Source organism: Mucilaginibacter frigoritolerans, assembly GCF_007830615.1.
Lineage (GTDB): Bacteria > Bacteroidota > Bacteroidia > Sphingobacteriales > Sphingobacteriaceae > Mucilaginibacter > Mucilaginibacter frigoritolerans.
This window is the reverse complement of the sequence record NZ_VLLI01000002.1, coordinates 165,867-192,864: the sequence shown is the minus strand read 5'-3', so window position 1 is coordinate 192,864 and position 26,998 is coordinate 165,867. Positions and strand designations below refer to the sequence as shown.

At 42.0% G+C, this 26,998-nt stretch carries 24 protein-coding genes; 12 read left to right on the top strand and 12 right to left on the bottom strand.

Features of this window, described 5'->3' with window-relative positions; all coding sequences use genetic code 11:
* The first annotated feature begins 30 nt into the window (after positions 1 to 30).
* Entirely contained in the window at positions 31 to 759 is a 729-nt protein-coding gene (locus JN11_RS04320) for a hypothetical protein (RefSeq protein WP_144909978.1), read from the top strand.
* 121 nt (positions 760 to 880) lie between these two features.
* Here the strand turns inward: JN11_RS04320 and JN11_RS04315 are convergent, their stop codons facing one another.
* From JN11_RS04315 to JN11_RS04300, 4 genes are all read right to left on the bottom strand, one after another.
* Positions 881 to 2,164, bottom strand: a complete 1,284-nt coding sequence (locus JN11_RS04315) for an MFS transporter (protein ID WP_144909976.1) — start codon at positions 2,162 to 2,164, stop codon at positions 881 to 883.
* A gap of 47 nt (positions 2,165 to 2,211) precedes the next feature.
* The gene (locus tag JN11_RS04310; RefSeq protein WP_144909974.1) at positions 2,212 to 3,444 is read right to left on the bottom strand and encodes an MFS transporter; all 1,233 of its coding nucleotides are present in this window, start codon (positions 3,442 to 3,444) and stop codon (positions 2,212 to 2,214) included.
* A 66-nt stretch (positions 3,445 to 3,510) separates the two neighbouring features.
* The gene (locus tag JN11_RS04305; protein WP_144909972.1) at positions 3,511 to 4,125 is read right to left on the bottom strand and encodes a TetR/AcrR family transcriptional regulator; all 615 of its coding nucleotides are present in this window, start codon (positions 4,123 to 4,125) and stop codon (positions 3,511 to 3,513) included.
* Positions 4,126 to 4,314: 189 nt separating this feature from the next.
* Positions 4,315 to 4,812 (bottom strand): hypothetical protein, encoded by a 498-nt coding sequence (locus JN11_RS04300; RefSeq protein ID WP_144909970.1) that lies wholly within the window; start codon positions 4,810 to 4,812, stop codon positions 4,315 to 4,317.
* 262 nt (positions 4,813 to 5,074) lie between these two features.
* On the opposite strand from JN11_RS04300, the gene JN11_RS04295 reads away from it, so the two are divergent.
* Positions 5,075 to 6,337 carry a glycosyltransferase gene (locus JN11_RS04295; protein ID WP_144909968.1) on the top strand — a complete coding sequence of 421 codons (1,263 nt, stop codon included), beginning with the start codon at positions 5,075 to 5,077 and terminating at the stop codon, positions 6,335 to 6,337.
* Between the two features lie 130 nt (positions 6,338 to 6,467).
* Here the strand turns inward: JN11_RS04295 and JN11_RS04290 are convergent, their stop codons facing one another.
* The 3 genes from JN11_RS04290 to JN11_RS04280 form a co-directional block, all read right to left on the bottom strand.
* A complete protein-coding gene (locus tag JN11_RS04290) occupies positions 6,468 to 7,292 on the bottom strand; it encodes a hypothetical protein (RefSeq protein ID WP_144909966.1) in 825 nt (274 codons plus the stop codon).
* A gap of 636 nt (positions 7,293 to 7,928) precedes the next feature.
* Positions 7,929 to 8,750 carry a hypothetical protein gene (locus JN11_RS04285; protein ID WP_144909964.1) on the bottom strand — a complete coding sequence of 274 codons (822 nt, stop codon included), beginning with the start codon at positions 8,748 to 8,750 and terminating at the stop codon, positions 7,929 to 7,931.
* Positions 8,751 to 8,813: 63 nt separating this feature from the next.
* Complete coding sequence (locus JN11_RS04280; protein WP_144909962.1) at positions 8,814 to 10,268, bottom strand: RtcB family protein; 1,455 nt, start codon at positions 10,266 to 10,268, stop codon at positions 8,814 to 8,816.
* Between the two features lie 242 nt (positions 10,269 to 10,510).
* Between JN11_RS04280 and JN11_RS04275 the strand changes: the two genes are divergently transcribed.
* The 7 genes from JN11_RS04275 (at position 10,511) to JN11_RS04250 (ending at position 17,030) form a co-directional block, all read left to right on the top strand.
* Entirely contained in the window at positions 10,511 to 11,575 is a 1,065-nt protein-coding gene (locus JN11_RS04275; RefSeq protein WP_144909960.1) for a helix-turn-helix transcriptional regulator, read from the top strand.
* Between the two features lie 9 nt (positions 11,576 to 11,584).
* The gene (locus tag JN11_RS24370; protein WP_170227688.1) at positions 11,585 to 11,749 is read left to right on the top strand and encodes a hypothetical protein; all 165 of its coding nucleotides are present in this window, start codon (positions 11,585 to 11,587) and stop codon (positions 11,747 to 11,749) included.
* A 101-nt stretch (positions 11,750 to 11,850) separates the two neighbouring features.
* Complete coding sequence (locus JN11_RS04270; protein WP_144909958.1) at positions 11,851 to 12,672, top strand: AraC family transcriptional regulator; 822 nt, start codon at positions 11,851 to 11,853, stop codon at positions 12,670 to 12,672.
* An 80-nt stretch (positions 12,673 to 12,752) separates the two neighbouring features.
* Positions 12,753 to 13,172, top strand: a complete 420-nt coding sequence (locus JN11_RS04265; RefSeq protein ID WP_144909956.1) for a DoxX family protein — start codon at positions 12,753 to 12,755, stop codon at positions 13,170 to 13,172.
* Between the two features lie 11 nt (positions 13,173 to 13,183).
* The gene (locus JN11_RS04260; RefSeq protein ID WP_144909954.1) at positions 13,184 to 14,671 is read left to right on the top strand and encodes a multicopper oxidase family protein; all 1,488 of its coding nucleotides are present in this window, start codon (positions 13,184 to 13,186) and stop codon (positions 14,669 to 14,671) included.
* Positions 14,672 to 14,676: 5 nt separating this feature from the next.
* A complete protein-coding gene (chrA, locus tag JN11_RS04255; RefSeq protein ID WP_144909952.1) occupies positions 14,677 to 15,804 on the top strand; it encodes a chromate efflux transporter in 1,128 nt (375 codons plus the stop codon).
* A gap of 503 nt (positions 15,805 to 16,307) precedes the next feature.
* On the top strand, positions 16,308 to 17,030 hold the full coding sequence (locus JN11_RS04250; RefSeq protein WP_144909950.1) for a DUF6090 family protein: 723 nt from the start codon (positions 16,308 to 16,310) through the stop codon (positions 17,028 to 17,030).
* Positions 17,031 to 17,458: 428 nt separating this feature from the next.
* On the opposite strand, the gene JN11_RS04245 is transcribed toward JN11_RS04250, so the two are convergent.
* Together JN11_RS04245 and JN11_RS04240 are read right to left on the bottom strand one after the other, a co-directional pair.
* Positions 17,459 to 18,586 (bottom strand): serine hydrolase domain-containing protein, encoded by a 1,128-nt coding sequence (locus tag JN11_RS04245; RefSeq protein WP_144909948.1) that lies wholly within the window; start codon positions 18,584 to 18,586, stop codon positions 17,459 to 17,461.
* 531 nt (positions 18,587 to 19,117) lie between these two features.
* Positions 19,118 to 20,692 (bottom strand): serine hydrolase, encoded by a 1,575-nt coding sequence (locus JN11_RS04240; protein ID WP_144910513.1) that lies wholly within the window; start codon positions 20,690 to 20,692, stop codon positions 19,118 to 19,120.
* Between the two features lie 327 nt (positions 20,693 to 21,019).
* On the opposite strand from JN11_RS04240, the gene JN11_RS04235 reads away from it, so the two are divergent.
* On the top strand, positions 21,020 to 21,625 hold the full coding sequence (locus JN11_RS04235; protein WP_144909946.1) for a TetR/AcrR family transcriptional regulator: 606 nt from the start codon (positions 21,020 to 21,022) through the stop codon (positions 21,623 to 21,625).
* A gap of 186 nt (positions 21,626 to 21,811) precedes the next feature.
* Positions 21,812 to 22,969 (top strand): alpha/beta hydrolase, encoded by a 1,158-nt coding sequence (locus tag JN11_RS04230; RefSeq protein ID WP_211360642.1) that lies wholly within the window; start codon positions 21,812 to 21,814, stop codon positions 22,967 to 22,969.
* A gap of 180 nt (positions 22,970 to 23,149) precedes the next feature.
* Here the strand turns inward: JN11_RS04230 and JN11_RS04225 are convergent, their stop codons facing one another.
* On the bottom strand, positions 23,150 to 23,527 hold the full coding sequence (locus JN11_RS04225; protein ID WP_144909944.1) for a tautomerase family protein: 378 nt from the start codon (positions 23,525 to 23,527) through the stop codon (positions 23,150 to 23,152).
* A gap of 230 nt (positions 23,528 to 23,757) precedes the next feature.
* Between JN11_RS04225 and JN11_RS04220 the strand changes: the two genes are divergently transcribed.
* A complete protein-coding gene (locus JN11_RS04220) occupies positions 23,758 to 24,357 on the top strand; it encodes a Crp/Fnr family transcriptional regulator (RefSeq protein ID WP_144909943.1) in 600 nt (199 codons plus the stop codon).
* Positions 24,358 to 25,415: 1,058 nt separating this feature from the next.
* Here the strand turns inward: JN11_RS04220 and JN11_RS04215 are convergent.
* The gene (locus tag JN11_RS04215) at positions 25,416 to 26,270 is read right to left on the bottom strand and encodes a nucleotidyl transferase AbiEii/AbiGii toxin family protein (RefSeq protein ID WP_144909941.1); all 855 of its coding nucleotides are present in this window, start codon (positions 26,268 to 26,270) and stop codon (positions 25,416 to 25,418) included.
* Positions 26,267 to 26,905, bottom strand: a complete 639-nt coding sequence (locus tag JN11_RS04210) for a type IV toxin-antitoxin system AbiEi family antitoxin domain-containing protein (RefSeq protein WP_144909939.1) — start codon at positions 26,903 to 26,905, stop codon at positions 26,267 to 26,269. The genes JN11_RS04215 and JN11_RS04210 overlap by 4 nt, the downstream gene beginning before the upstream one ends.
* Between the last annotated feature and the right edge of the window lie 93 nt (positions 26,906 to 26,998).

Below are 26,998 nucleotides of genomic sequence, written 5' to 3'. Positions count from 1 at the left end.
TGAACATTAACAGGTGTAAAATTTTAATATATGTCTGAAGAGAAAATAATCAAGCATACCGAGGCTGCGGTCCACCTTATTGCAAACAAAGAAAAAACCTGGCGCAAAAAAATACTGGAACTTACCGAGGAGATAGCGATCATTATATTCGCAGTTAGTATTACGCTGGCTTTTCATAACTGGAACGATTGGCGGAACGAGCGCAAAATGGAAAAGGAGTTTTTGACAGGAATAAAGGGAGATTTGAAAAATGAAGCGCAAAATCTCGATTACGCGGTTGCCAATTTGAACGGTACCGCACATTATTACGATACGGTATGGCAGCAAATTAACAGCCACAAGGTGGACGCGGCCTACATAGACACCAACAGCTGGCAACTTTTAAATACCGTTTATTTCGAATTCGACAACGGACGATTCGAAGGTTTTAAATCCAGCGGTTACCTGCGGCTGATTGAGAATCAAAACCTTTTAAAACATATAACCAGTTTATATACCACCGAAATGCCTTTCCAGGTTAATGCTGATGAGTTCATTTATGGAAGCAGGCGCACCGATTACAATACCTACATTGGCATGAAAGCACCCATGGATTCAAAAAAGATTGTTCATGTTTCACAGATGCTGGGCGACCCCGCTGTAAGATACCAAATTGTTTACTATGGAAATTATATACATGAACGTATACGACAAAAAAAGGAACTCGCTAAAGATATCAGAAGTGTTGTAACCGAAATTGATAAGGAGCTGAATAAATAGAGGGGCATAGTTACTGCCTCGTTGTCCATATTTTCCTATTACTAAACGCAAAAGCCTCGAGTTGTTCAACTTGAGGCTTTTGTGTTATTTGGATAGCGCATACCCGTGCCAGATTGGGCAATTATTCGGTCTGCCTGCTAATCATCGTCCTGGCCCCCAGCAAAGCCAACAGCGTAATGGCCGAGGCTGCTGTAAGGTAATAACCTACAGAAGCAAGTCCGTAATTGTGCGCCAGTGTGGTTGCTAAATAAGGCGTGAGCGAAGCGCCTAAAATCCCCGCCAGGGTAAATGCCAGCGAAGCCCCTGTATAACGTACCGATGCCGGAAAAATACCAGCCAGCGTGGTGCCAATTGGTCCGTAGGTAAGGCCCATCAGAAACATGCCCAGCGAAAGAAATATAGCGGTTGTTAACGGGCTGCCGGTGGTAAATAAAGGAGCAAAAACAAGCCCGAACGCCATAATGCAGATGGTTGCCACAATAAGCATTTGGCTGCGCCCATATTTGTCAGCCAGCAAAGATGATAGTGGAATACCCAAACCGAAGAACAGCATCGATATCATTTGAATGATCAAAAAACTGCTTTTGGGGTAATGAAGCACTGTTGTTCCATAGCTAAGGGTAAATACCGTCATTAAATAAAACAGCAGGAAGGTGGTAATGGTAGCCAGCGTGCCTAATGTTATGGCTTTGGTATGCTTAACAAAAACATCGGCAATCGGTATTTTTGAGCGTTGCTTATTGTCGATTATCTTCATAAACTCGGGCGTTTCGGTTATTTTTAACCGAACGTACAGACCCACCCAAACCAATATGGCGCTGGCAATAAAAGGGATGCGCCAGCCATAACTGATAAAATCATTTTCGCTCATGGTTTTACTGAGGATGAGGAAACTACCGCTGGATATCAAAAAACCAATGGGCGCACCCAATTGCGGAAACATGCCATACCAGGCTTTTTTGTTAGCAGGGGCATTTTCTGTAGCCAGTAACACCGCGCCACCCCATTCGCCGCCAAGACCCAATCCCTGCCCAAAACGAAACAGGGCCAACAAAATGGGGGCCGCAATGCCGATGGAAGCATAGCCCGGCAAAAGCCCGATAGCTACTGTTGATGGCCCCATGGTCATGAGCGCTGCAACAAGCGTGGCTTTGCGCCCTTTACGATCGCCGAAATGGCCAAACAAAGCCGCCCCCAATGGTCGTGCAAAAAAGGCCAGCGCAAAAGTAGCCAGCGACTGCAGCGTAGCCGTAGTTGGATCGCTCCCCGGAAAAAACAACTTCGGGAATACCAGCACCGCAGCAGTGGCATATATGTAAAAGTCGAAAAACTCAATAGTGGTACCAATGAGGCTTGCGGTAAGTATACGCCTAACAGGATTTGCGGGGATAGGTTGCTGGTTCATAAACCAAACATATCAAATTTGAGTGAATGCTCCAATTAGATCCCATCTTAATCTCTAATTGCTGGTTTTACTTTTGGCAATAGTTTAGAAAATACCGCAGCAATTGTAAGAGCGCTGATTCCCTGGCATAACATGGTGAGCGGAGCGCCTATTTTTTGAGAAACGGTGCCTATCAGCAAACTCCCAATGGGCAGCATACCGAAAAACGCCATAGCCATAAAACTCATTACCCGGCCCCGCATGTTGGCATCGGCTTCTATCTGGATAATGGTAATAGAGGTTGACATAGGCGTGATTGACCCCAGCCCCAGTATGGCCCCAACAGGCAGGGCGAGGGCGAAATAGGTCATGCGTGAGAACAGTATCAGCCCAATGCCCAGCACGGTAATGCTTAGTAACAGGATCATCCTCAGGTTTATTCCTTTTTTAGCCGAGGCCAACAGGAAACTGCCTATTAATGCACCTAAACCTATACTGCCGGTTAGGTAGCCATAGGTAGTTGCATCGCCTTTAAAAACAACCTTGGCAAACACGGGCTCTATGGTATCATAGGGGAATACCAGCAAGCTTAAACAGATGAGCAGGATAATAAGTATACTGATAGCCGGGGTTCGTTTCAGGTAGTGGAGGCCCTCAACCAGTTCGGATGTGATCTTTTTCTTAATGGCAGGCGCTTTAAATTCCGGAAACTTCATAAGGACAAGAGAAGCGATCACTGCTATAAAACTCAGCGCATTTAAACTAAAACAGATCCCCGCTCCAAATTGCTGCAAAACAATGCCAGACAAAGCCGGCCCGATAAGCCTGGCCAAATTTACCATTGCCGAATTAAGGGAGATGGCATTTGCCAGATCGGCCTTGTCATCCACCATTTCATGCACCATAGGCTGCCTCGCAGGCACATCAAAGGCATTAACAATACCTAATAATGCGCTTAACGTTAATATTTCCCATATCACATAGTGGTTGGTTAATATCAGTATGGCCAGTAATATGGCTTGTATCATAGATGCTGTTTGGGTAACCAGTAATATTTTGTACCGTGGGTATCTGTCAGCAACCACACCGCCGAACAAGGAAAGCAAAAATGAAGGGAATTGCTGCGCAAATACCGCAAAGCCTATCATAGAGGCAGAGTGCGTAAGCGAATATATTACCCATATCACCGCCGTACGCTGCATCCAGGTGCCGATTTGTGAAATAGACTGCCCGGTGAAAAATAAGGCATAGTTACGGTTGCGAAATGCGCGGAAGGTACTGTTGTTTTGAGTTGTTGTCATTATATTTTTATATGCGCAATCTTTTTGACGAATTTTGTCATTTTGTCGAAAGTTGATCAAATTTTTTTATTTCAGTCCATGCATTATAACCGAAACAAAGCGGGCAATGGCAGGTTCAGGCTCATGCATATTGTCTGGTAGGCTCATCTCGTTTCTTAGGCCCCTTATACTGCTAAGCAAAATGTAGATCAGGGTATCCATATCTGTTTCGTTTATGGCTTTTAATTCGCCTTGCTTTATGCCGGTATTTAGGATACGGCTAAACAAAGCACTTTCCATTTTCATGATGAGGTGATGATGAGCTATTTTGGTTTTATTGAAATCGGTGAGGGCATCTGCATCCATGCCAATTTTAATTGCATTAAAAAAAGAGCTTTTTTCGCGGGTCAAACGGAATTTTGCAGCAACGAAAGCATGGATCTTCTCTTCAGTTGTTGGCTTTTCGTCCACTGCTTTTTCCAATGTTTCCAGCATTTCTTTAATTTCTATTTTCATCACCGCATCAAATATTTCGTCTTTACTTTTATAGTAATAGTAAAGCGAGCTGCGGCCCTTGCCAATGGCTTTGGCTACATCGTCCATAGTTACTTTAGCCAGGCCATGCACCGCGAACAACCGTTTGGCAGCCTGCAGAATTTGCTCCTGAATAAGATCTTCTTTAATGGGTGTAGTAACAGACATTGGGGGTTGTTGATTTAACAAATGTAGCTATTTTAAACAATTAAACAAATAGTGTCGAAAAGATAGCTTCTCTTTATTCCGGATGTTTCATCCTTGGGTTAGAATGGCGGGCATGCTTAGCTATTGTATACTAAGCGTGCGGGCCACAAGCCAGGGACGCTTGTGGCAGCGGGGGAATAGTAATTTATATTATTCGGCGGTAACTGTTGCTATTACTTCTTCTTCACCAAAATTTACCCATTCATATTGTATCTGGTTCATTTTGTAGTAATATGGAAAAATAACTAGTAGTTCAAGTCGTAAATTAAAAGAATGGTCAGGGCCGAAAATGGCATATCCCATCACCCCTAAACAAACAAAGGCGCTTATTATAGCATCTATTTTTGCTACGCCCACTGCCCATTTCTTTTCCTGCCATAAACCAAGGGCTATTATTCCTTTAAACGCGAATAATATTATTAAAAATAAGCCGGTTAAAGAGATAGGCTCATTAGTTGATAAACCAAGCAACGAAATCTGAAAGTTAAATTTAAGCAGCCCCATTATTATGCCTATAGGTATGATGGCAGCAAACACCAGGAATATCCAGATAAAGGTCTTAATCCACCAAGGAAGCAGATCGCGCCTTCTGCCAGATTTGTTGGGGAAATTTAAGTCGCTATTAATAATATCTATGTTATCACTCATGCAATAGGGGTGTTTGGGTTGCCATAAAAGTATAAATTAAATTTAGTTACCATTACCGGTCGAAAAAATATTTTATTAACTTTCTGCATGCTGAGTTGCAGACTATAGGCATAATTAATCCGTAGACGGGAGTCTACAGCAGATTAAGCTGAAAGCTTATAGTATTTTAGGTCGAGGTTTATAAACTTCGACCAGTGAGGTTATAGTCTGGCCACTGACATTTAAAGGCAAATCCGTTACTTTGCGTATAAACCGATTATCATTGAACATAGGAATTTTTACTTACGGAACCCGGGGTGATATTCAGCCATATATTGCCCTGGCATTAGGTCTTACAGATAAGGGCCACCTGGTAACGATTGCTGCGCCGGAAAATTTTAAGGATTTAGTAGAAGGCTATAGCATTGCTTTTCACCCCCTGTATGGCAATGTTGAAGAAAAGATGAATTCGCCGGAAGGGCAAAACGTACTAAAAACGGAGAATACCATTATGCTGATGAAGTACTTTTTTAAGGTACTGCATCAACAGCGGGTGCCTTTACGCAAAAGCTATATAGAAGGCTTTAACAAGGTAGATTTTATTATTGCCAATACCGCAACGCTGCCCATTACCAGTGCTATTGCCGAAAAGCAGAATAAGAAAATGGCGCTAACCTATTTTATGCCGCCCGTAGTGCCTACCAAAGAATTTCCATTAGGCGATTTTGATTTCCTGAATTTCCCCTGGTATAACAAGCTAACTTATAAGCTGGCACACCTATTCTTCTGGAAGTTTGTGAAGGCCGAAACCAACGAATTCAGAGAGGAACTGGGTCTGCCCATTTTAAAGGAAAACCTGGTAAACTATATCGGCAAACAAAACCTGCCTGATTTATATTGCCTGAGCCCCAGCCTGATCGCCCAGCCTAAAGATTGGGACGATAATCATAAAATCACCGGCTTTTTAACCGTGCCGGAAAAAGCAACAAATCTTCATCCCAACCCAGCCTTAACAGATTGGCTGCAGCAAGGCGATAAACCCATATACATGGGCTTTGGCAGCAATGGTGTGGGTAATACTGAAAAATTCGTCAGCATTATAAATGCCATCCTGAACCAAACCAATGAGCGCATCTTGTTTTGTACGGGATGGTCGCTTTTTGAAAATTTGCCTGTGCATAAAAATCTATTCGTAGCCAAATATGTAAACCATCATGCCGTTTTACCCGGATGCAAGGCAGGAGTGTTTCATGGTGGTGCAGGTACACTGGCTGCCCTGTTACGGAACAACCTGCCGGTAATTATTATTTCCTTTTATACCGATCAGCCTACCTGGGGTAAAATAGTGTACCGGATGAACATTGGCGTACATATCCCGGTTAAAAAACTCACTGCAGAAAAACTGATTTCGGCCCTAACAAAAGTTCAGACTACAGAAGTAAAGAATAATGCCGCCGCTATAGGCCACCAGATCAGGAATGAGAACGGATTGGAAAACGCAGTAAATGAAATTGAAAAGTTTTTTAAGGCGATGCCTGTTGATTGACGGTTACTGTAATCGCTACTGGCATAGTAATCCGCAGACTGAGTCTGCAGCGAGGCAGATTAAGCTGAAAGCTTACAGTGTTTTAGGTCGAAGTTTATAAACTTCGACTGGTGGGGTGAATAGCTTTATGCTATTTATTTTTCATTTTTTTTTCGAATTCGGCCTGAGTGAAAATTTCTAAAGATTCATCGTCAAAGTACCATGCAGATACATAGCCAGCTGAGACAACGAAACTGATCACCCAGGTGGTCTTTGCCTTCCATAATTTAAATGCACAAATATCTGTGGCTGTTATAAAAGGACTTGTTTCACCTAAATGTTGATGTGAGGAGGCTTTTATCGCATCTTGACCGCCAGTTCCCAGAGGGATAAGATTGTTATGAAGCTTTGTTTTTTTAATTATACCATTGTCTTTGTCGAAATTGATTAGGTAATCATTTCCTAATAATACTTCATTCGGCGCGGTTTGTGCAGTGATGACATATACTTTTTTTGTCCCATTTTTTATAATAGGAACAAGATTTAAACTGGTATTTTGATAAAATTTAAAAAGCGTGTCATTTAAAATAACCTTTGCAGCTTTTGACCTGATGGTATAGTACTCTTTTTCATTTTCGGTGAATTTTCTTGTTGTAGTGTCTATACTGTATTTGGACGAGTCTAAACCATGATCGAACTTAACTGTCGCTAATACTACTAGATCCTCATTTTTAGAAAAAAAGATAGTGGTCATTCCCTTTTTAGTCTCATAAGAAAAATATCCACCGGATAGCAGCTTCTTTCTGCCAAAACTGGAGGTGAAAATCTGTGTACTATGACCCGATGCCCATTCGGAATGATAAAGCATTTCCCCCTCTGCGTTAATGCTATCAGCAATCTGTCTCAGCTCATTTTTTTGTGCTGTTGCGTTTTGCGCCAGTATAAATAGGGTAATCAATGTAAACAGCTTTTTCATTAATGGTGAAAAGGTTGGTAAATATTTTGTGAATATAAATAACCTTACGGATTTTGTATAACGTGACGGCATATAGAACTGTAACCTCATCTGGCGCGAGTGTGCAGCCCAGGCCTAAAGCCGAGCGTACTCGTGACATTTCCGCTTTGTTCCTTATTTTGTATCGTCCTGAAGTAAGAAAGACACGAGTACCCAGCCGCACTTTTTCATCGTTACATGCTCGCGCTAGATTGGGAGAATATCCGGGTAAACAATATGCTCAATTAGGTGATTAATAAACGATTTAATATTTGGCAACCTAAGTTTAAGTAGAATCTTAAATGTGGAAAAAATCCATGACGATTAATTCGGGAATCGATTAACAATAGTTAAATTTAATTTATAAAATAACTTGATTAAAACTAAAGATTATGGGAATTAAACCAGGACCAAAGAGAATTGCTAAATCTACCGGAAAACCGGATCAGCGCCAACGGGATAATAAGGAAACACCGGGTAATACACCGTCATTGAAACCACACGAACATAAGAAAGGAAAGTAGAAATCTTCCTTTGTTTAAGAGTAAATTATTGTTACAGCTGATAGTACTTAATTAATTACCACAAGTGTGACGCTTACGGTGAAGACGTAGTCAGTTATTCTTGTTCGAGATCTGGATAAGGTATAAGACTATCGTGGTTTATTGCATTAACAAATACAGTCCAAATATCTTTCAACTGGCCAAGCAAGTAAAAATATAGTTTAGGAGACGGCTCGAAAGGATCTATCCATTTTACCAGCTTGGAATTTTCAAATTTGAAATGTGCATGGCCAAACCGGTATTCAAAGTCTTTACCGTAATAGATAAAATTTGTATGTATTGTGTTCCTAAACCTTCCCAAAAAAATCAAAAACTCTTTGTCCTTCTGAGCATCGCGATAATAGTTTATAGCCCTTTTAAATAAAAAGTCTGTTTTTCTAGTTATAGGGACATGGGTAAGATGAGTTTTTCTTGTTAACTTTAATAAGTTCTCTCTTTCATTTTCATTCAAATTAGATTTAGAAATACATTTATAAATATCTCTGAAATGATGCCCTAAAAGATTTTCGAGTTCATCATCTTTGCAAATTGCCTCAACAAAAAATGTTGTACAAAGTTCGAAATTCGACCAAGCATCAATCAATAGATGTCTATTCAAATAATTTCGTTGGCTTCGACTACGAATAGGAAAGATAGAGGCCTCCATCAGCCGTTCGACATGCTTATCCGAGATAGATAATTTGTCACTTAAAATTACGTCTCCATCTTTAATAGACTCAAATAGTTTTTGACCAGCAAAACTGATATAGCTATTATAAGTTACATCGAAAAGTAACCCATAAAAATCTCGCCTAATGTCATTTTCCTGAAAAGATAGCTGACTTATTTCTTTTTTTAAATCGTCAGTCCATTTCAAAAGTGTGTCAACGTCTTCCATAATATAAATCTATGATTATTTGGATTTAGTTAACTCGGTTGTTGCATTAACTAAATCGATGTCTCAATCCTCCGGCCTCTCCTTCGCATCCGCCATTCGTACTATCCTCGGTTCAAACTTCGCCAGCACTTCTACCAGGTCATTTTGGGCGGCCATTACGGTATGGATGTCTTTATAGGCCATGGGCGCTTCGTCCATGTCGCTACCCATCAGGGTAATACGTTTATCAACAAGGTTGGCGGCAATGGCAACCGGGTCTAAAGTTTTAAAGGCCGCGCTTCGGCTCATTAGTCGGCCTGCGCCGTGGCTGGCAGAGTTAATGCTGGCGGCATCGCCCTTACCGAGCACCACAAAGCCGGGCGTGCTCATGCTGCCGGGGATAATGCCCAGCACCCCTTCGCCTGCCGGGGTAGCACCTTTGCGGTGTACCATTACTTCGGTACCGTCGGCCAGTTGCTCTTTCCAGGCAAAGTTGTGGTGGTTTTCAATCATGCTGATGGGTTTAACACCAAGCGCACGCGCAATTTTGTTATGGATCTCGTGGTGGTTGGCGCTGGCATATTCGCCGGCCAGGTTCATGGCAATCCAGTACTCCTGCCCTTCGTCTTTATCCAGATCCAGCCAGGCCAAGTGTTTGGCTTCGGTCGGGAGCTTGGTTTTGCTCATGGCAATTTTGCTGTAATAGTCGGCCACGCTGCCCCCAAACCCACGTGATCCGGAGTGCGAAAGCAAAGCCAGGTAATTACCCGCCGGGATTCCATCTAAAGCACCTTCGGCCAGGCTAAGTTCACCCCATTCCACAAAATGGTTGCCCGTACCGCTGGTGCCCAGCTGGGCATAAGCCTTATCCTTCAGGTTGCGGATCACCTTGGTTTCATTCCATGCGCTGCTGTCAAATAAAGAACTGTCAAAGTACGATTGCGTGGTACATCCTATCCCGAAATAGGTATTATCTACCAGTATGTTTTTCAGCTTGTCGGTTTCAGTGTCCACCATCGCGGCGGGCAAATCAAAAATACTCAGGCACATACGGCAGGCAATATCCACCCCCACAGCAAAGGGGATAATGGTATTGGCCGTAGTGGCCAGCACGCCGCCAATAGGCAGACCATAACCCTGGTGCGCATCGGGCATGAGCGCCCCGGCAACAGCTATGGGCAATTGTATAGCTGTTCGCATCTGTGCCAGGGCGCCTACCTCAATATGTTCCAATCCCCATACCGGGAAATCGGCTATTTCTTCTTTCAGCTTAAAATTGCTGCGCGGCTGTTTTACAAATTTGCCTTCCTTACGCAGGGCAATCGCATCTTCGGCCAGGTTTTTAAACTTTCCGCCTTTTTTGAGGGCATAAGGCATCGGGTCGTCAATCAGGGCCTCCAGGTTGGCCAGTATTTCGGCCTTGTCCATCACATTATGTTTCAGCAAACCATTAGCCACGCGACTAAAGTTTACCAGTATCTCCACATCGTTAATGCCGAGGGATTTTAGTTCATTATTGCTTATTTTTTCCTTTTCCATTTTAGCCCCCTCTAAATCTCCCCGCCAATTTGGCGGGAGACTTTTTGATTTTGCTTTAATTAATTTTTATTCCCCTTGTTTTTCTTAAGTCTCTCCCTACCGGGGAGAGATTTAGAAAGGGGCTCATGATACAAAGTAATACACCATCTGCGCAATCTATTTGCGCAGTAAAAAATAAATCAATAAATTCATCAAAAAAATAAATCCGAATTCGAACATCTGAATTCCGACATCACAAAACCATGCCTGTTAACCGCAACGCCCTTATCCGCTACCGCACTATTGACCAGTGCCTGCAAAACCGCCATAAAAAATGGACGCTCGACGACCTGATTGATGCCTGCGGCGAGGCCCTGTACGAATACCAGGGAATTGATACCGGCGTAAGCAGACGTACCATACAGGCCGATATAGAGATGATGCGCAGCAACAAGCTAGGTTACGAAGCGCCTATTATAGTGCTTGATAAAAAGTATTACACCTATAGCGACAAAAATTACAGCATTGCCAATAGCCCAATTAATCAGCAGGACATGCAGGTGCTGAGCGAGGTATCCGGCCTGTTGAAACAGTTCAAGGGCTTTAACCATTTTACTGATCTCAACGAAATGGTGAGCAAGCTGGAAGACAAGATCTACACCCAAAAAACCCAAAGTGCCCCCGTAATCGACTTCGAAAAAAACGACAACCTCAAGGGCCTGGAATGGATAGAGGTGATCCGAAAAGCGATAGTCGCCCGAAAAGCCATCAGCATTACCTACCAATCGTTTAAGGCCCGTGAGGCCAGTACTTTTGGTTTCAGCGGCTATTTGTTGAAGGAATACCGCAACCGGTGGTTTCTGCTGGGTGTTGCCCATGTTCGTAACCAGCCATTGCTAAATTTAGCGTTAGACAGAATTCAATCTATTGCCACTCATGAAGATGCCTACCGTGAAAATACAAGCATTGATTTTTCTGTTTATTACAATGATTGCATTGGTGTAACCAAATCGCCGGGGCAGCGCGATTGTGAGGTTGTTTTTTGGGTAGATGCCGCCAATGCGCCTTACGTAATTACCAAACCCCTGCACCATACGCAAAAGCTGTTAAGCGAAGATGAAACCGGAAAGATCTTCAGCATCCGCGTAATTATGAACTTTGAGCTGGAACGCGAACTACTGGGATTTGGATCGAAGATGAGGGTACTTGGGCCCCGCATCCTGGTAAAACAAATGAAAGCCCAGTTGTTAAAAACTCTTCAAAATTATGATACAGAGGGCCCAACTTTAGCAGCCGATAAATTACCTTTGAATAAGATAGATAGTTAAATTAATAAAATGGAACGAGATAAATTAAGACCCGAGTGGATCCCATCAGCCTACAGCGATATGGGAAAAGTGGAGAAGGAAGATAGGGTTGAAAAGGAAGAAGTTAAACCAGTATTGCATAATAGCAAAGCTGGTTTAGTTAAGCATGGTTTAAAGAAGAAAAAGCTTAAATAGCATAGCCTAAACGCATGCTAGAAGTCAACCGGCACTTTTGTCTTACTGAAGAAAAAGCCTCAAAACCTAAATTACCTGTACTTTTACAGAAATGTTCATCGATGCCAGATCAAATTTCCATTAAAGATAAAAGTGAAGGTGCGAAACATATTAAAATCACTCCTTTCAGAAGCGGGGTCAGGAAAACCACGCCGCATAAGCACAATAATTATTTCGAGATTGTGTACTTGTCAGCAGGCAAAGGGCAGCACCTGATCGATCATCAACAATATGAAGTTGCTCCACCGGTTATATTTTTCATAAGGAGAGAACAGATCCATGGTTTTGATCTCCATCAGGACATTGAACCGACCGGCTTTGTACTCATCGTTAAAAAGCTGTTTATAAACAATAGCTTTGACGGCGAATTAAAAGCACTTTTTTCAAAAGCGAGTAACCATACCTGTCTCTATCTTGATAAAGTGGATACCATTCAGCAATTATTTGAATTGTTGGTAAAAGAAAATGAAACAGGCAGCCTGCCGGTTATAGAAGGACTATTAAAAGCACTGCTTGCTAAAATACTGCAAGCCGCGCAGCCAACAAGCAAATCGGTAACAACAAAAAAAACAGATTTGTATCAACACTACCTGGAATTATTGAGCACAAATAAACCGGTTAAAAACCAGGTTGCACATTACGCAGGCTTACTAAACACTACTCCGCAAAACTTAAACGCCATTTGCCGTAAGGCAGCTAACCAAACTGCTGCGGGTTTACTGGCGGAGTTTATCATCAGTGAAGCCCGTCGGCTGTTACTTTATACGCATAATACAGTTGCTGAAACCGCCTTTGCATTGGATTTTAAAGATACCTCCCACTTTATCAAATACTTCAAAAGGTTTACGGGACTAACCCCCCAGGCTTACCGGAATATACCATAATAATACCGCAGTATTTTCAAATAGACCACTTCGGTGCCATTTTCATGGTTTAGCTTTGTTATTATATAACCCTGCCATATATGAAAAAACTGCCCTATCATGATTTTTCTGGAAATATCATCGTCCGGCTGTTAGTTGGACTGGTATTTTTATCAGAAGGAGTCCAGAAGTTTCTTTTTCCAGGTTTGGATGGTGTTGGCCGCTTTATGAAAATCGGTATTCCTGATCCGGCATTTTTTGGACCGTTTGTCGGATCAATAGAAATCGTTTGCGGTTGCTTACTCATCATTGGTTTATTTACTCGCGCAGCTTCCGTGCCCTTAATGATGGTGATACTTACTGCGATTTATACCACAAAAATCCCTACTTTAACAGAGAAAGGTTTTTGGGCGGCGGCCCATGATGGCCGGGCAGACTTTTGTATGTTGATGGGTTTAATTTTCTTATTGATTTATGGTGCAGGTAAATTCTCAGCAGACAGCAAACTATTTGGTAATTAAAAAATATTAAAATGGATCGCAGAAAATTTATCTGGTCGGCGGGTTTGGTTTTACCCATAGCAGGCGTATTACCTGCAAGCGCTTTAAGCCTGGTTAAAATTAATGGTTCAGTAAAAAACCATGATCTGGAAATTGATCACAAGCAAAAGGCCGACTATACGATCCGAATTGGTACCGGTTTGGTTGAGGTTGCGCCGCAGCATATTATATCCACCATTACCTATAACGGACAGTTTCCCGGACCGCTTCTGCGTTTTAAAGAAGGCCAGCAAACTATTGTAGATATTTATAATGATACAGACAGTCGGGAACAATTTCACTGGCACGGGCAATTTATCCCGGTAAGTGTAGATGGATCAGCAGAAGAAGGAACGCCATACATCCCTGCCCACGGAATGCGCAGGGAGATTTTTGTACCCAAACCATCTGGCCTGCGTTTTTATCATACCCATACCGTTGCAGGGGCAAACTTGAACGCGGGCCAGTATTCTGGCCAGGTAGGGCCCGTTTATATTGAGCCGAAGATCAAACCAACCGGCTATGATCGCGAAGAGTTTTTGATGCTGAAGGAGTTTGAGCCCTATTTTATGAAAGGCGGAGATATGGCCAGTGATTTTTTAAGCGGCCCGGTAATTCCGGAATTGAAAGCCATACAGGACAAGGCGGAAAAGGCAGCGCCCAATAAACCCAAAGGATACGAAGTTGGCTATAAAACATTTACTATCAACGGTAAGCAATTGGGCCATGGGGCTCCTATACAGGTTAAATATGGTGAGCGTATTTTATTCCATATCGTTAATGGCAGTGGATCGGAACTCCGCAGCCTTGCCCTTCCAGGTCATACTTTTAAGGTCATAGCGATGGATGGTTTTCAGGTGCCGAATCCTGCCGAGGTCCCGGTATTATGGCTGGGAACTGCGGAACGTATATCGGCCATCGTAGAAATGAAACATCCCGGAACCTGGATATTGGGCGACCTGGCCGACGATGACCGGGGTAATGGCATGGGAACGATTATCCAATATGCCGGGCAAAAAGGCAAACCGCAATGGGTAAAACCCAAACCGTATTTATGGGATTATACCATCTTCGGCAAACACGATGTAAAGGTACCCGCGCCAGACGAGATCATCAAAATGACCTTTGCCAAACAGCAAGCAGCCGACAAGGGTTTTAACCGCTGGACAATTAATGGCGTTGCTTTTAACATGATGGAGATGAAACCCATGTTTCATTTAAGGAAAGGCAAGCGCTACCGCTTACAAATGTCTAATGCTTCTGATGATATTCATCCCATACACCTCCACCGCCATAGTTTTGAAATTACAAAGATCGGCGGCAAGCATACTGCCGGTATTATGAAAGATGTAGCAATGCTTGGTGGCTTCCAGGAAATGGAAGTTGACTTTGTTGCCGATAATCCGGGGCTAACTTTATTTCATTGTCACATGCAGCTTCACATGGACTTTGGCTTTATGGCCCTGTTTGATTATGTTTAATGCCGATGAAAAATAAGCAAGGCGATCTGAAAGACATCGCCAAAGTCTTTCTAAAATTAGGTTTCACCGCATTTGGCGGCCCGGCGGCCCATATCGCCATGATGCGGCACGAAGTCGTCATCAAAAGAAAATGGATCACAGAGCAGCATTTTCTTGACCTGATCGGCGCGACCAACCTCATACCCGGCCCTAACAGTACCGAGATGGCCATCCATATCGGGCAGGATCGTGGCGGCTGGAAAGGACTATTAATTGCAGGCTTTTGTTTTATTATGCCTGCAGTTTTAATCACCGGTTGCTTTGCGTGGCTTTACAAAGGTTACGGACACTTGCCGCAAGTACAGCCCTTTATTTACGGTATTAAACCGGCTATTATAGCGGTAATTATCGCAGCCATTTACCCCTTAGCTAAAAAGTCGCTGCAAACTATTGAGTTGGGTATAATTGGCTTGGCGGCCCTGCTTTTAAGCTTGATGGGCTTTTCAGAAATCCTGGTGCTTTTTGGATCGGGCTTCGTTGCGATGGGCCTGGCTGCCATCCGGCAGAAACGGACAAATGCTACGCTTTCGTTTATCCCACTTTTCCTTTTAGGCGATAATGCTTTTACCGGTCCTAAAAATATCAGCCTTTTCCTGTCTTTTCTGAAGATCGGCGCGATACTTTATGGGAGCGGTTATGTATTGTTTGCTTTTCTGGATGCGGAACTGGTGTCAAAAGGGATCATTACCCATCAGCAATTAATTGATGCCATTGCTGTTGGCCAGTTTACGCCGGGTCCGGTGTTTTCTTCAGTTACCTTTATTGGCTATCAGGTTAATGGTTTCAGCGGGGCCGTGGTTTCCACCATCGGGATCTTCCTGCCCTCCTTCCTGTTTGTGGCTTTGCTCAACCCCCTGGTACGTAAAATGCGGAGCTCCAAACTTTTCGCGGCTTTTTTGAGTGCGGTTAACGTGGCCTCCATTGCCTTGATCCTGGTGGTCTGTTACCAGTTGGGAAAAGATAGTTTGACCAGCTGGCAGGAAATCAGCATAGCAGTTTGCAGCGCTGTGATCCTTTTTCGTTTCAGGGAGGTAAACAGCGCTTTTATTATCATTGGCGGATCGCTTGCAGGTTACCTGCTGTTACTGCTTTAATTACCTGTTACCGGGGAGCCTTTAGGTTTTGTTTATGAGCACTTGCACTGTCCCGCAAATACATGATACACAAAGAGACAGGTGACACAAGCGGGGCAGCCCATTGCTATAAATCAATAAGTTGACGCCTAAGCTGGGCCAAGCTGGGCTAAAAATTTGCGTTTGGGTGAGGATTTTTGGCCCAGGGTTGGTGGATTAATCCTATGCCTCAGTTATATAAATTTTCTGGCGGAAGGTACTGTAGTCACAGACTACCGGCATAATGAATCCGTAGACGAAGTCTGCGGATAGCGAGGTTTTTAATAGGATAAAAAAAGCAGTTTGTGAATCATTATAGTAACTGTAATCTGTAAACGTGCGGTAATGAAAAAAGCCCGTTATGGGTAGGCTCCAAAAATCAATCTCACAGGCTCCAAAAGACAAGCTTTTTTCAATTTTGCCATAAAAACAAGTGTGTTTTAAAAAGATTTTAGTATAAATTGCAGCCTTGAAATTATCCGGGTATGGAAAAGGAAATAAAAGATCATGTAGTAAAAGCGTATAAGGTATTTAAGAAACCCGGTATAAGCTTTTGGCATAAGCTGGGGGAAATTGGCATTGAAGTTGGCATTATTGTTTTCGCGGTAACATTATCCATTTGGTTGCACGACATAAGCGAGCACAACCGCGAGCAAAAGGACGTAAAGTCTTTCCTGCTTGGATTGAAGAATGATCTTACAAACGATATTATTGAACTGCGGGGCGACCGCGACTCCTACATCCGGCAGGGCGTGACTTTTAATTACATCGCAACGCCCGCTCCAAACTTTAAAATAAGTGCGGATAGCGTAAAAAAATATCAGCCTTATCTGTTTAACATTACAAGCTTTACACCCAATAACGGCAAGTACGAGGGTTTTAAATCAAGCGGCAAGCTAGGTAATATTGAAGACGACAGCCTGCAAAATAATATTACTGAACTTTACCAACGTATTATCCCTGCTATTTTGCTATCAACTAACGGTTATACTCAAAGAAAACAAGCCCTGTTTCAATGTTTTTATGAAAACCTGAAAAAAAATAAAGATGGCAGTAATAACATGCTCGTGGTGTTATCATCCGATGAATTTGTTAATATCAGTGGGTCATTAATTTCCATTACCGAGATACGGAACAGGTATGATGCCGCTATCGAAAAATCACAGCAGATCATCAAAGAAATTAATGCTGATTATGGCCTTAATTAGTCCGGCGGCCGAAATGTCCTTTGTATATGGCTAAAAAGCTGTCTAAAAATAATAAAAGAGCGTCCTTACCGCGCTACTGATAGAAGTGGCTCGCAAGGACGTGCAGATGATGTTTTAATTTTATAGAATTATTTGAGATTTAAATTTAGACAGTCTCTTTTTCAATCGATACTTTAGACATTGGTAACCCGCGTACCTGGAAGCGGGCACATTTTTAAAACACTTTTTTAAGGGCTTTTTGCCATCGATAAAAACGGAGGGGTTCGATTCGCTTACGGTCCTATTCAAGAATTAACGAAAATACATTGGTTTATTTTCACGATAAAGATGTGAAATCAAATCGCAGACCATTATTGCAAGTGGCATTTTCCATTTCTGGGAGTGGATCGCCTATAATATATTCATTAATGTATGCCCGACCAATACAATTATTTTCCTGTTTTCAATATCAGGGACGCTAATATCTTGAGTTCGTTTTCTGTAACCGCCCCTGCATCATTGGTGAGTAGCACAATGCCCTCCTGTTGATCCGGGTGTACCTCGTAATAACTTGTGGTTCCAAAGCTTCCCCCGGCATGATAGACGACCTTTTGTTTTTCTGCCGACTTCCTGGTGAACCAGAACAGTCCGATGCTTTGTGCCCCTTCCTCATTCATATCAAATATTGACTGATGGGCAAGCTTAATCGCGGTATCCCCTTCATCCATATTCATTTGTAGATATTTCAACATATCCGAAATATCAGATTTAATATACCCGGCGGCCGGGGTCATTCTCCACCAGTCAAGCCGCGGCATAACTTCACCTTTACTATTGTATCCTTTCGCGAACCGGACCGTATCCGCGCCTTTAATTTCGAGTTTGGTATCATTCATTTGCTGTGGCCCCGTGATGTACTTTTTCAAAAGGTTGGCATAGGTAGAATGATAAATTTTTGCTAGAATGATCCCTATAAGTTGAGCGTCTGCATTCGAATAAATAAACTTCGTTCCAGGAATCGTGTCGAGTTTAATACCCGATAAGACATTTAAAAATTGTGCTGCGGAAAAATACTCGTAGCGTTTCATTAGCTGATCTGGAGACAGATCTTTATTTAAACCGGGAATAAACTTTGGCAGTCCTGATGTGTGCGTGGCGAGATCTTCAATTGTTATGGGTATCCCTTTGTAAGTCAGATTTGGAAACGGCTTCGGTAGATATTGCTGGATGTTGTCCTTTAATCCTATTCTTTTCTCCAGAATTGCATGCGCCAGCAATATGCCGGTGAAAGATTTGGTAACAGAAGCAATTTCATAAATGGTAAGATTTGTTGGCCGGGTATGCCTGCCATACTCGATGGTTCCGAAATTATAACTATAATCTTTTCCGTTTCTAATTAGGCCGATTGATAAAGCGTAATGTCCGGGTGTTTTTACAAATTGCTCCCCGATTATATTGATGACCCTGGTCACTGAGTCGGTCGTTACAGGGCCAACGTTTCTGGATGCCAGCTGAGCATTCGCCGAAAGAAAAACAAAACCAAAAACAATGCTAAGTAATGAGTTTGAAAATTTCATGTCACAGTAAAGATATAATAGCTGATGGAAATTCTAAAATAATTACCCCCTGGTTAAAGTTTACAAACTCCAACCCAAAATACAGCAGGCATTCCACCTGCAAATAAATATAAGTCAAAAAGAGTAAGTAAGTTAACTGTGCGGATTCCCACAAAAAGGCTATAAAACAAAAGAGCCTCAATTTCAGTAAGGCTTTTGCGGAATAAGCTTGGCTCTTATACTCCGCCACAGCTATGCAAATTTTACCACTTGTGGCTGAGTATAATAAGTATATCCAGCCGTAAGTATAATTTAAAAGCAATTAGTAGGTGATTTATGATTGAAGGTTACTTTAGCGCTATGTTTCTTGCTAGTACCATCATAAATTTATATACCAATGAACGCCCCATCCTTATTCAACGCTTAAGCAACAAAAGCGCTTAGCCGGATCAAATGTCAAGGGCCTGTTTATGCTTTACAAAAGCTGAACAGAACCGAATTTTGTGACCAAGCTAAGATGACAATGTATTAAAATGTTGTTTTATGTCAAAGTTATTGAGTACGATTCAAGTCTAAATCTTGGAAATCATAAGCAGCTGAGCTTGCCGGTGAAACACGTTTCAGCGCAATATGGGTAGCTTTCCCCGCCATTTCCCGGTCAAAAATCATAAAAGCATCTGCTTTGATCTCTGGATTTATCCACCGAACTACAAATGTGCCAGCTTTATAAGGAATCATAAAGCCTCTTAACTGCTGTGACCGTACAGAACTAAACCACAGCTGATGATTTTTTAGTGTAATCAAGACATCGCCGAACCATGGATCGCGATATTTACCAACGTATTTGCTATAATTCTCCTTTTTGCTGGCGAGCGCCTGCCGGTGTTTGGCTTCTGAAAAGACGGAATCTGTTACCCGGTCGCCGTTGCTGGTGTACTGCTTTACTTTATCAGCCCATTGCTGTATACGGTCTATACCTTTAATACCTAAATAGTAGTCGGTAAGTTGATCGGTGATCGCTCGCACAGCACCGCCACCATCCTTATTGCTTAACACAGTAATACCTAAGTCAAGTTCCGGAAACAATGTAACCTGGGAAATCATGCCATCATCTTCACCGGTATGGGAAACCATCTCATAGCCTTTAACATCGGTTAAAAACCAGCCCAGGCCGTAAGCTCCGAAATGCGTGTTGTATATGCCTCCTTTAGAGACCGGAATGATTACTTGCGGCGTCCACATCTCCTTATGTACAGCTTCACTAAAAAGCTTTTGTTTTAAGTCAGGGCCATACCTGCCATTATTGAGCTGCATGAGCATCCAGCGGCCCATATCTGCTGCGCTGGAATATATACCACCGGCCCCTGCATCCAGTTCCGAGTCTGTTCCTGGCGAAGTGGTTACCTCCCTCCCATTAATTTCTACGTGCCCATCAATAATATCCGGGGTTTGCTTTACCCGTTTGTAAGAAGCTCCACTGTTACTCATTTGCAGGGGCCTCATGATACGTTCTTGAATAAAATCTCCCCAACTCATACCGCTTAGGCGGGTAATTAGTTCCGCACTTACCAGGTAGAATATGTTATCATAAGCGTAACGGCTGCGGAACGAGGTTTCCGGTTTTATAAAACGCAGGCTGTAAATGATATCCTTGATTGTAAAACTATTAGAATCAGGCGTGTGCATCAAATCGCCTGCCCCAAGGCCCAAGCCGCTGCGGTGTGTGAGCAGATCCCGCACAGTGAACTCTTTAGTCACGTAGTCATCATACATCTTGAACTCAGGTATATATTTAATCAATTTATCATCCCACCGCAACTTACCTTCATTCACCAGTATCCCCAGGGCAGCAGTCGTAAAGGCCTTGCTATTAGATGCAATACCAAAAAGCGTGTTGGAATCTACAGGTGCCCCTGACGTAATGGAACGCACTCCATAGCCTCTATCTGAAACGACCTGGCCGTTTTTCACAATGGTCACGGCAATTCCAGGCACATTAAAAGTGCGCATGGAACGATCTACTAACTGTTTCAACTGGTCAGGTGATATGTTTTGTGCCTTGAGGTTAAGTACCGTTGCGCTTAGTAGCAATAGCGTAAAAACAGCAACATGTCGTGTAAAGGTCATCATAGGGCAGCTGAGGATTGAATTGTTCTTTTTAATAACTTGCCTCAATTGTCTGATTTGATGAGGCAATGAACCGCTAAGTTATTACAAATAGCCACATGAAATATCCACCCTCTTGTTTTTAGTCGAATTATAACCACTAACTACACCCCCTGGTCGAAGTTTACAAACTTCGACCCAAAATGCAGCAAGCATCCTGCTTGCAAATAAATATATGGGTCTAAAAATTAAGATAAACGTGAAGGCTCTGTCATAATTGGGTTGATTTTTTTTATTTATTCTTTAAATAAGACTTTTTAGTCTAAATTTGAATCGTTGAAATGAACAATGAACATAAAAGGAAAAGCAGAAAGAACCAAGCAGTTTATCATTGAACAATCGGCGCCAATATTCAATTCGAAAGGAATAGCCGGAACGACTATAGATGATATACTGGCGGCCACAAAAATGGCGAAAGGTGGCATATACGGGAATTTTGAAAACAAAGAGGCGATTTCTATCGCCAGTGTAGATTTTCTTTTCGGTAAAATGTCCGCTAAAGCTTATTCCGTTATGTCAAAAGAAAAAACAGCGGTTAAAAAGTTGTTTGCGTTCATAGATCTTCGTGAAAACCCTTTGGTTCCCTTTATCGAAGGCGGATGCCCTATTTTGAATTTCGGTGTATACTCGGATAACACAAATGCAACAGTCAAAAAAAAGGTAAAGGCAATGATCGAAGCCTCTATGACACTTTTTATTGATATTTTAAAACAAGGTATAGCAAACGGAGAATTATCAGATAAACTGAACCTTGAAGAGTATTGTTTAAAAGTACTGGTAATGCTGGAAGGGGCAACTTTGATTTCGAGGGTAACCGATAGTGTTAAGCCGATGCACACCGTCATAAAAATGCTTAAATCTGAGTTGAAAGCTTTTGAGATCAAGCAAACATAAATGAGCTATATGGTTTAAATGATTGAATCAGGAAAACCATTTTTTTATAAACAAAATAAGACTAAAAAGTCTTTTAATAAATACGATATGTTAAACGCAGAAACTTGGTAAAAAATGTACCGCTTAAGCTTTGGGGGCGGTTTTGATTCGCCCTTTGGAAGTATTAGCAGAAAAAAAACAAATCCTATGAAAACAAAAGATCAATTAAAGGACATGGAACTACCGGCAGGCATACGCGAGCGATATGTTAACGGAGTAAACGGCCTGACAGTGCATGTACTGGAAGCCGGTTTTGACACACCCAAACGCCCTGCTGTACTGCTGTTGCACGGATTTCCGGAACTTGCCTACAGCTGGCGGAAAATAATGCTGCCATTGGCCGCTGCGGGTTACCATGTGATTGCCCCTGATCTGCGTGGTTATGGCCGCACAACAGGGTGGGACAACGATTATGATGGAAATTTCGCCTCTTTTAGGACACATGAACTTTCCCGCGATGCCCTTGGTTTGATGATGGCTATGGGGCACGATTCTGTTTACGCTATAGTTGGACACGATGTGGGTGCGACTGTAGCGGCCTACTGCGCTCTTGTTAGACCTGATTTTTTCCGCTCAGTTGTTTTGCTCAGTTGTCCTTTCGGCGGAATGCCACCTTTGCCTTTTGGCGTTGGAGAACATCCTGCACCCAATCTGCAACAGACGGCACCTGCTCAAGATCCCCTTGCATCACTATCAAGACCCCGTAAGGACAGTACCACTTATTTCTCATCAAGCGGCGCCAATAATGAGATGCTGAACTGCAAGCAGGGCCTGCACAATTTTCAGCGGGCGTACTTTCATGTAAAGAGTGCCGACTGGAGCCAGAATAAACCATTTCCCCTTACCTCGGGCACGGCAGAAGAATTCGCCAAACTGCCGACTTATTATGTTCTGGATCTTGATAAAACAATGCCGGAGTCAGTTGCTCCCTACATGCCCTCACAGAATGAAATTGCCGCCTGTAAATGGCTCCCGGATATCGACCTTGATTTTTATACGCAGGAGTTTAAACGTACCGGTTTCCAGGGTGGATTAAACTGGTATCGTTGTACTACCAACGGATTAAACAGGTCTGACCTCGAACTTTTTTCGGGTCACACAATAGATGTGCCTTCCTGTTTTATTTCAGGGATCGCTGACTGGGCGACATTCCGTCCGCCGGGCGCATTGGAGCAGATGCAAAGCCAGGCCTGTACAAAAATGGAAAGCTTTCACATCATTGAAGGTGCGGGTCACTGGGTGCAACAGGAGCAACCTGAACAACTCACCGGATTGATTGTTGATTTTTTGCAGCACGTAAAATAGACGACATTTGATAATAGCATAAATCAGAGCCGATAAGATGTTAAAAAATTCTTATCGGCTCTTTGATTTATATAGCGCACTGAATGAAAAAGGGGTTCCGATGTCTCGAAACCCTCAAATTTGTAACTCTTACGGAAGTTTTATCTGTTAAATAATTTTTCGGATACTTCTTTTATAGGTTTAGTTCCATGGTTCACCATTTCCGAATGACCAATCCGAGCGGTCTACATAAACCATATTGATCATCAGATCATCAGGGCGAAGCCCTAACTTGCTATTAAGTTCCTCAGATAAATATTTAAAAAAGGCCAGCTTTGAATCTATGTTGTTACCAACTGTGCTGGTCACCTGGACCAAGACAAAGTCGGTTGACCGGTCAAAGCCTAGAAAGTTTTTGTCATAAACTAAATTTTCAGCTGAATGTTCGTTGATAACGATGAACCGGTCACCATCAGGTGCCTTTAGTACATCAACAATTCCATGATAAACAACGTCGGCTAATGTAGCGCGATAGTCAGCTGGTTTTCCTTTTAATAAATCGATACGTGCGAATGGCATAATGTTTTCCTCCTTTTAGTTTGTTTTTTTAATTATTGTCTTTTTTAATTGTTGCAATCGTACTGCCGATTGCATGAAACAAATCTGGGGATTCCTGCGAGGCTGTAACGATACCATATGACACAATTTGACGTTGACATTTGTCACGGTTTTTAAATGCTTCAGACCTTGCATAATGGTCGAAATCATTTCGCCTGAGATAGTCACCTCATTCATTATCTTTGTTGAACATGTTTGAAGTTTTCGAAAAGTATTTACGGGAATGGGTGGATATTTCTGATGAAGAAATGCAAGTTATTCGTGCGGCCAGTACAGAAAAGACTTTGCGAAAATGGCAATCTATACTTCACGACGGCGAGGTATGGAAGATCAATTGTTTTATCACCAGCGGTTGCTTCCGGCTTTACAGGTTCGGAAAAGATGGGACCGACCATACTTTAAGATTCGGTGTAGAGAACTGGTGGATCAGCGACCAGGAAAGCTATAATAATAATACGCCATCTGATTACAATATAGAGGCCCTGGCTGCAAGTAATGTCATCATATGGACCAAAGAATCGTGGACAGCATTGATGAATACTATTCCAGCCTTAAAGCTGTTTAACGAAAAACTTTTAGCGCGCGGTTATGAAATGAATCAGCGACGCATTTTTTCTTTGATCAGCAGTTCAGCCGAAGAAAAATACCTTGAATTTCAAAAGACCTATCCCCGTGTATTTAATAAAGTGCCTTTACATATGGTGGCTTCTTATTTAGGGATATCAAGGGAAACTTTAAGCCGGATCAGGAAAGAATTTACGAAACCCAAACAAAAAACCTCTCGCATATAGAAGTTTCGTTGGCCCCTAAAAGTTAAGCTTCCTGATTAGCCTGGTAGGCAACCCCTGGTTGAAGTTTACAAACTTCGACCCAAAATGCGGCAAGTATCCTGCTTGCAAATAAATATAAGTCTAAAAGAGTAAGTTAAGAGTGCGGATTCCCACAAAAAGGCTATAAAACAAAAAAGCCTCACTTTTCAGTAAGGCTTTTGGCGGAATGGACGGGACTCGAACCTTAGTTAAAATTAACTGATTTTCAGCCCTTTATATCTCTTCAAAAAAAGACGCCACGAATGACGCTCTATTGAAAATTGATTGTCTATTTGTCAATGATATTTTAAAAATGAAAGCCTCCCTAATCAACTTAAAAAACAACTGATCTCAGCTACATTTCTTAATCCAAATATAAGTATTTGTGAGGATATTTAATAATTTGCGCCTTAAAATTTACCCTCACTCTGTTACAAAAAACAGATAATTTTACCCTCACTCTGTTACAGACCAGGCTTGGCTCTTATACTCAGCCACAACTATATAAATTTGACCACTTGTGGCTGAGTATAATAAATCATAACCAGCCATAATTGTATTAGAGTTAGTTATGGCTGTTTATAGTTAACAGTTATTTTAGTGTCATGGATCTTGCAAGTAGCAATTTAGCAGGTTTAGGTATTCAATGAACGACCAATCCTTATTCAACGCTTAAGCAACAAAAAGCGCTTAGCCGGATCAAATGTCAAGGGCGGGCCAACCGCTGAAAGCGGACACAACGGCCCGCTTGTGCACCCTTGACGTTTGATTCCGGCATGGGCTATCTTCGCGACTGCGGTGAATGAGGATTTTTTTCTTACCAAGGGCAAATCTGTTACGAGCGACAGTGAGTTTCAGTTTTGCCTATTAAATAGTGAGGCTGGTTGCGCAGTGGAAATGGCGCGATAGCCGCGGCGTCGATTAAGCTACCTGCCGGAACGGTGCTGTACAGTTGGTAAGAATCCCTTGGTCAGTGATTTCAAAATTCTGATAACAGTTCTAACTATTCCTCTGTTCCTCCTAATCGGGTTACTGTAATATTAGGAAATTACTTTTAAGCTACTTACCAGATCATGAAAATACTTAGGTGACCAGATAGTCAAAGCATTCGTATCCCGAACAAACCGTTTGATGTCATTAATAACATAGTTCATTTTTACGTCATCAATTTTCTTGGCAAGAAGTTCACGAAATTCGGTTTCGGTAATTGTTTCTTTATGCCAATCTCCGCTATCTATTGCACGAATCAGGAAATGATTTAGATTAAGAGATGTACCCTTTTTAATGTACCATTCCATATCGTACCAATCCCGTCCCTTTACATTTTCACCCCATTTCCGAAAAAGTAAAGCATGCATTTTACCGGCAAATAAATTAGGCAAGGTCAAGCATTTTACATAAAATGAAAATGGCTTTAATAAAAGTTTATCTTCTGTTTCAAAACCTAATGGGGGCTCTCTGTCCACCTCTATTTTGATTTTAACATTGGCGACTTGTTCCATGCCATTTTGAGGAATAATCCCTTCAAGGATAAGTTCCCTCCAGATGGTTTCTGATTTCAAAAAAGCAGAATCGATGTTGGTTAGATTCGTTTTCTGCTTTTCTCGTATGGATACATGCATACCCAAAGCATCAAACTCCTGAACAATAGCGTCCTGATATTTATTTAGAGAAAATTCAGGTTCAACTTCTAAGAGGGAAAAATCAAGGTCTTCAGAGAATCGATCTAATCCGTAAAATATCCTTAAAGCTGTGCCACCATAAAATGCTGCCTTTTCAAAGAACCCGGCACGATACAAACCGGCTAACGCGATTTCCTGCATAATTTCCCGCAAGGCATCTTTAGCTTCCTCCTGGCTGGCAGGATGGTATGTTTCTAACCATTCTTTTATCATAAACTTTCGATCATTTTAACAATCATTTGCAAACTTTCCTTTTTTGGGGCATCAGGCAACCACTCGTTTATCATTTGAGTATTTAGCCCTTTAAGTATTTCTTCGTCTATTCTTAGATTATCGATCAGGTAGTTTCCAGCACTGGTCGCGCTCCTTAAAATCAGTCCGGATGTACTAATGATCTTATCACATATCGCTTTTTCAGGGCTGGCTATCATTGCGTATTGTTCACTTGTGAGTTTAACCATATTTATACCAAACGCATAGTAGGGTAAAGGCAGATGAATGTAAGTAAACAGTCCTAAAGAGGTTTTAAAATCCCGTGACGCTTTTGTCGTCATCGATGAAATCGCATATACGCGTTCTGGTATTATTCCGTGAAAAGACAAAGCTGATTCCACGGATAGATAACTGGGCCCAAGGAGGTGGTTTGCAAGCAAGGCATTTTCAGGTCGTCCGGGATAGGATTTAGGACCAGCGATATAAATTCCCTTTTTTACCGATGCTAAAACACCTTCTGATTTTAAAGAATTGATCTTATCATTCGGACGCTTATAATCTTTTAGCCAGGACATTAACAGTTGGTGTGTTATCGGCTGCTTTGAATAATTTCCTATGGTTTGATAAATATCCATGATCAAATGTAAAAAATTAATAAGATAATCGGAAATAAACCGATTATCTTATTAAAATTAATCATTTTCTATGTAATAATGTATTCTTTTGCT

Coding starts and splice junctions, on each gene's coding strand:
- JN11_RS04250 (WP_144909950.1), top strand. CDS start 16,308: ATGGAAAAGGAAATAAAAGATCATGTAGTAAAAGCGTATAAGGTATTT.
- JN11_RS04215 (WP_144909941.1), bottom strand. CDS start 26,270: ATGATAAAAGAATGGTTAGAAACATACCATCCTGCCAGCCAGGAGGAA.
- JN11_RS04225 (WP_144909944.1), bottom strand. CDS start 23,527: ATGCCATTCGCACGTATCGATTTATTAAAAGGAAAACCAGCTGACTAT.
- JN11_RS04310 (WP_144909974.1), bottom strand. CDS start 3,444: ATGACAACAACTCAAAACAACAGTACCTTCCGCGCATTTCGCAACCGT.
- JN11_RS04300 (WP_144909970.1), bottom strand. CDS start 4,812: ATGAGTGATAACATAGATATTATTAATAGCGACTTAAATTTCCCCAAC.
- JN11_RS04290 (WP_144909966.1), bottom strand. CDS start 7,292: ATGAAAAAGCTGTTTACATTGATTACCCTATTTATACTGGCGCAAAAC.
- JN11_RS04230 (WP_211360642.1), top strand. CDS start 21,812: ATGAAAACAAAAGATCAATTAAAGGACATGGAACTACCGGCAGGCATA.
- JN11_RS04210 (WP_144909939.1), bottom strand. CDS start 26,905: ATGGATATTTATCAAACCATAGGAAATTATTCAAAGCAGCCGATAACA.
- JN11_RS04235 (WP_144909946.1), top strand. CDS start 21,020: ATGAACATAAAAGGAAAAGCAGAAAGAACCAAGCAGTTTATCATTGAA.
- chrA (WP_144909952.1), top strand. CDS start 14,677: ATGAAAAATAAGCAAGGCGATCTGAAAGACATCGCCAAAGTCTTTCTA.
- JN11_RS04280 (WP_144909962.1), bottom strand. CDS start 10,268: ATGGAAAAGGAAAAAATAAGCAATAATGAACTAAAATCCCTCGGCATT.
- JN11_RS04245 (WP_144909948.1), bottom strand. CDS start 18,586: ATGAAATTTTCAAACTCATTACTTAGCATTGTTTTTGGTTTTGTTTTT.
- JN11_RS04220 (WP_144909943.1), top strand. CDS start 23,758: ATGTTTGAAGTTTTCGAAAAGTATTTACGGGAATGGGTGGATATTTCT.
- JN11_RS04305 (WP_144909972.1), bottom strand. CDS start 4,125: ATGTCTGTTACTACACCCATTAAAGAAGATCTTATTCAGGAGCAAATT.
- JN11_RS04275 (WP_144909960.1), top strand. CDS start 10,511: ATGCCTGTTAACCGCAACGCCCTTATCCGCTACCGCACTATTGACCAG.
- JN11_RS04315 (WP_144909976.1), bottom strand. CDS start 2,164: ATGAACCAGCAACCTATCCCCGCAAATCCTGTTAGGCGTATACTTACC.
- JN11_RS04285 (WP_144909964.1), bottom strand. CDS start 8,750: ATGGAAGACGTTGACACACTTTTGAAATGGACTGACGATTTAAAAAAA.
- JN11_RS04240 (WP_144910513.1), bottom strand. CDS start 20,692: ATGACCTTTACACGACATGTTGCTGTTTTTACGCTATTGCTACTAAGC.
- JN11_RS04320 (WP_144909978.1), top strand. CDS start 31: ATGTCTGAAGAGAAAATAATCAAGCATACCGAGGCTGCGGTCCACCTT.
- JN11_RS04260 (WP_144909954.1), top strand. CDS start 13,184: ATGGATCGCAGAAAATTTATCTGGTCGGCGGGTTTGGTTTTACCCATA.
- JN11_RS24370 (WP_170227688.1), top strand. CDS start 11,585: ATGGAACGAGATAAATTAAGACCCGAGTGGATCCCATCAGCCTACAGC.
- JN11_RS04265 (WP_144909956.1), top strand. CDS start 12,753: ATGAAAAAACTGCCCTATCATGATTTTTCTGGAAATATCATCGTCCGG.
- JN11_RS04270 (WP_144909958.1), top strand. CDS start 11,851: ATGCCAGATCAAATTTCCATTAAAGATAAAAGTGAAGGTGCGAAACAT.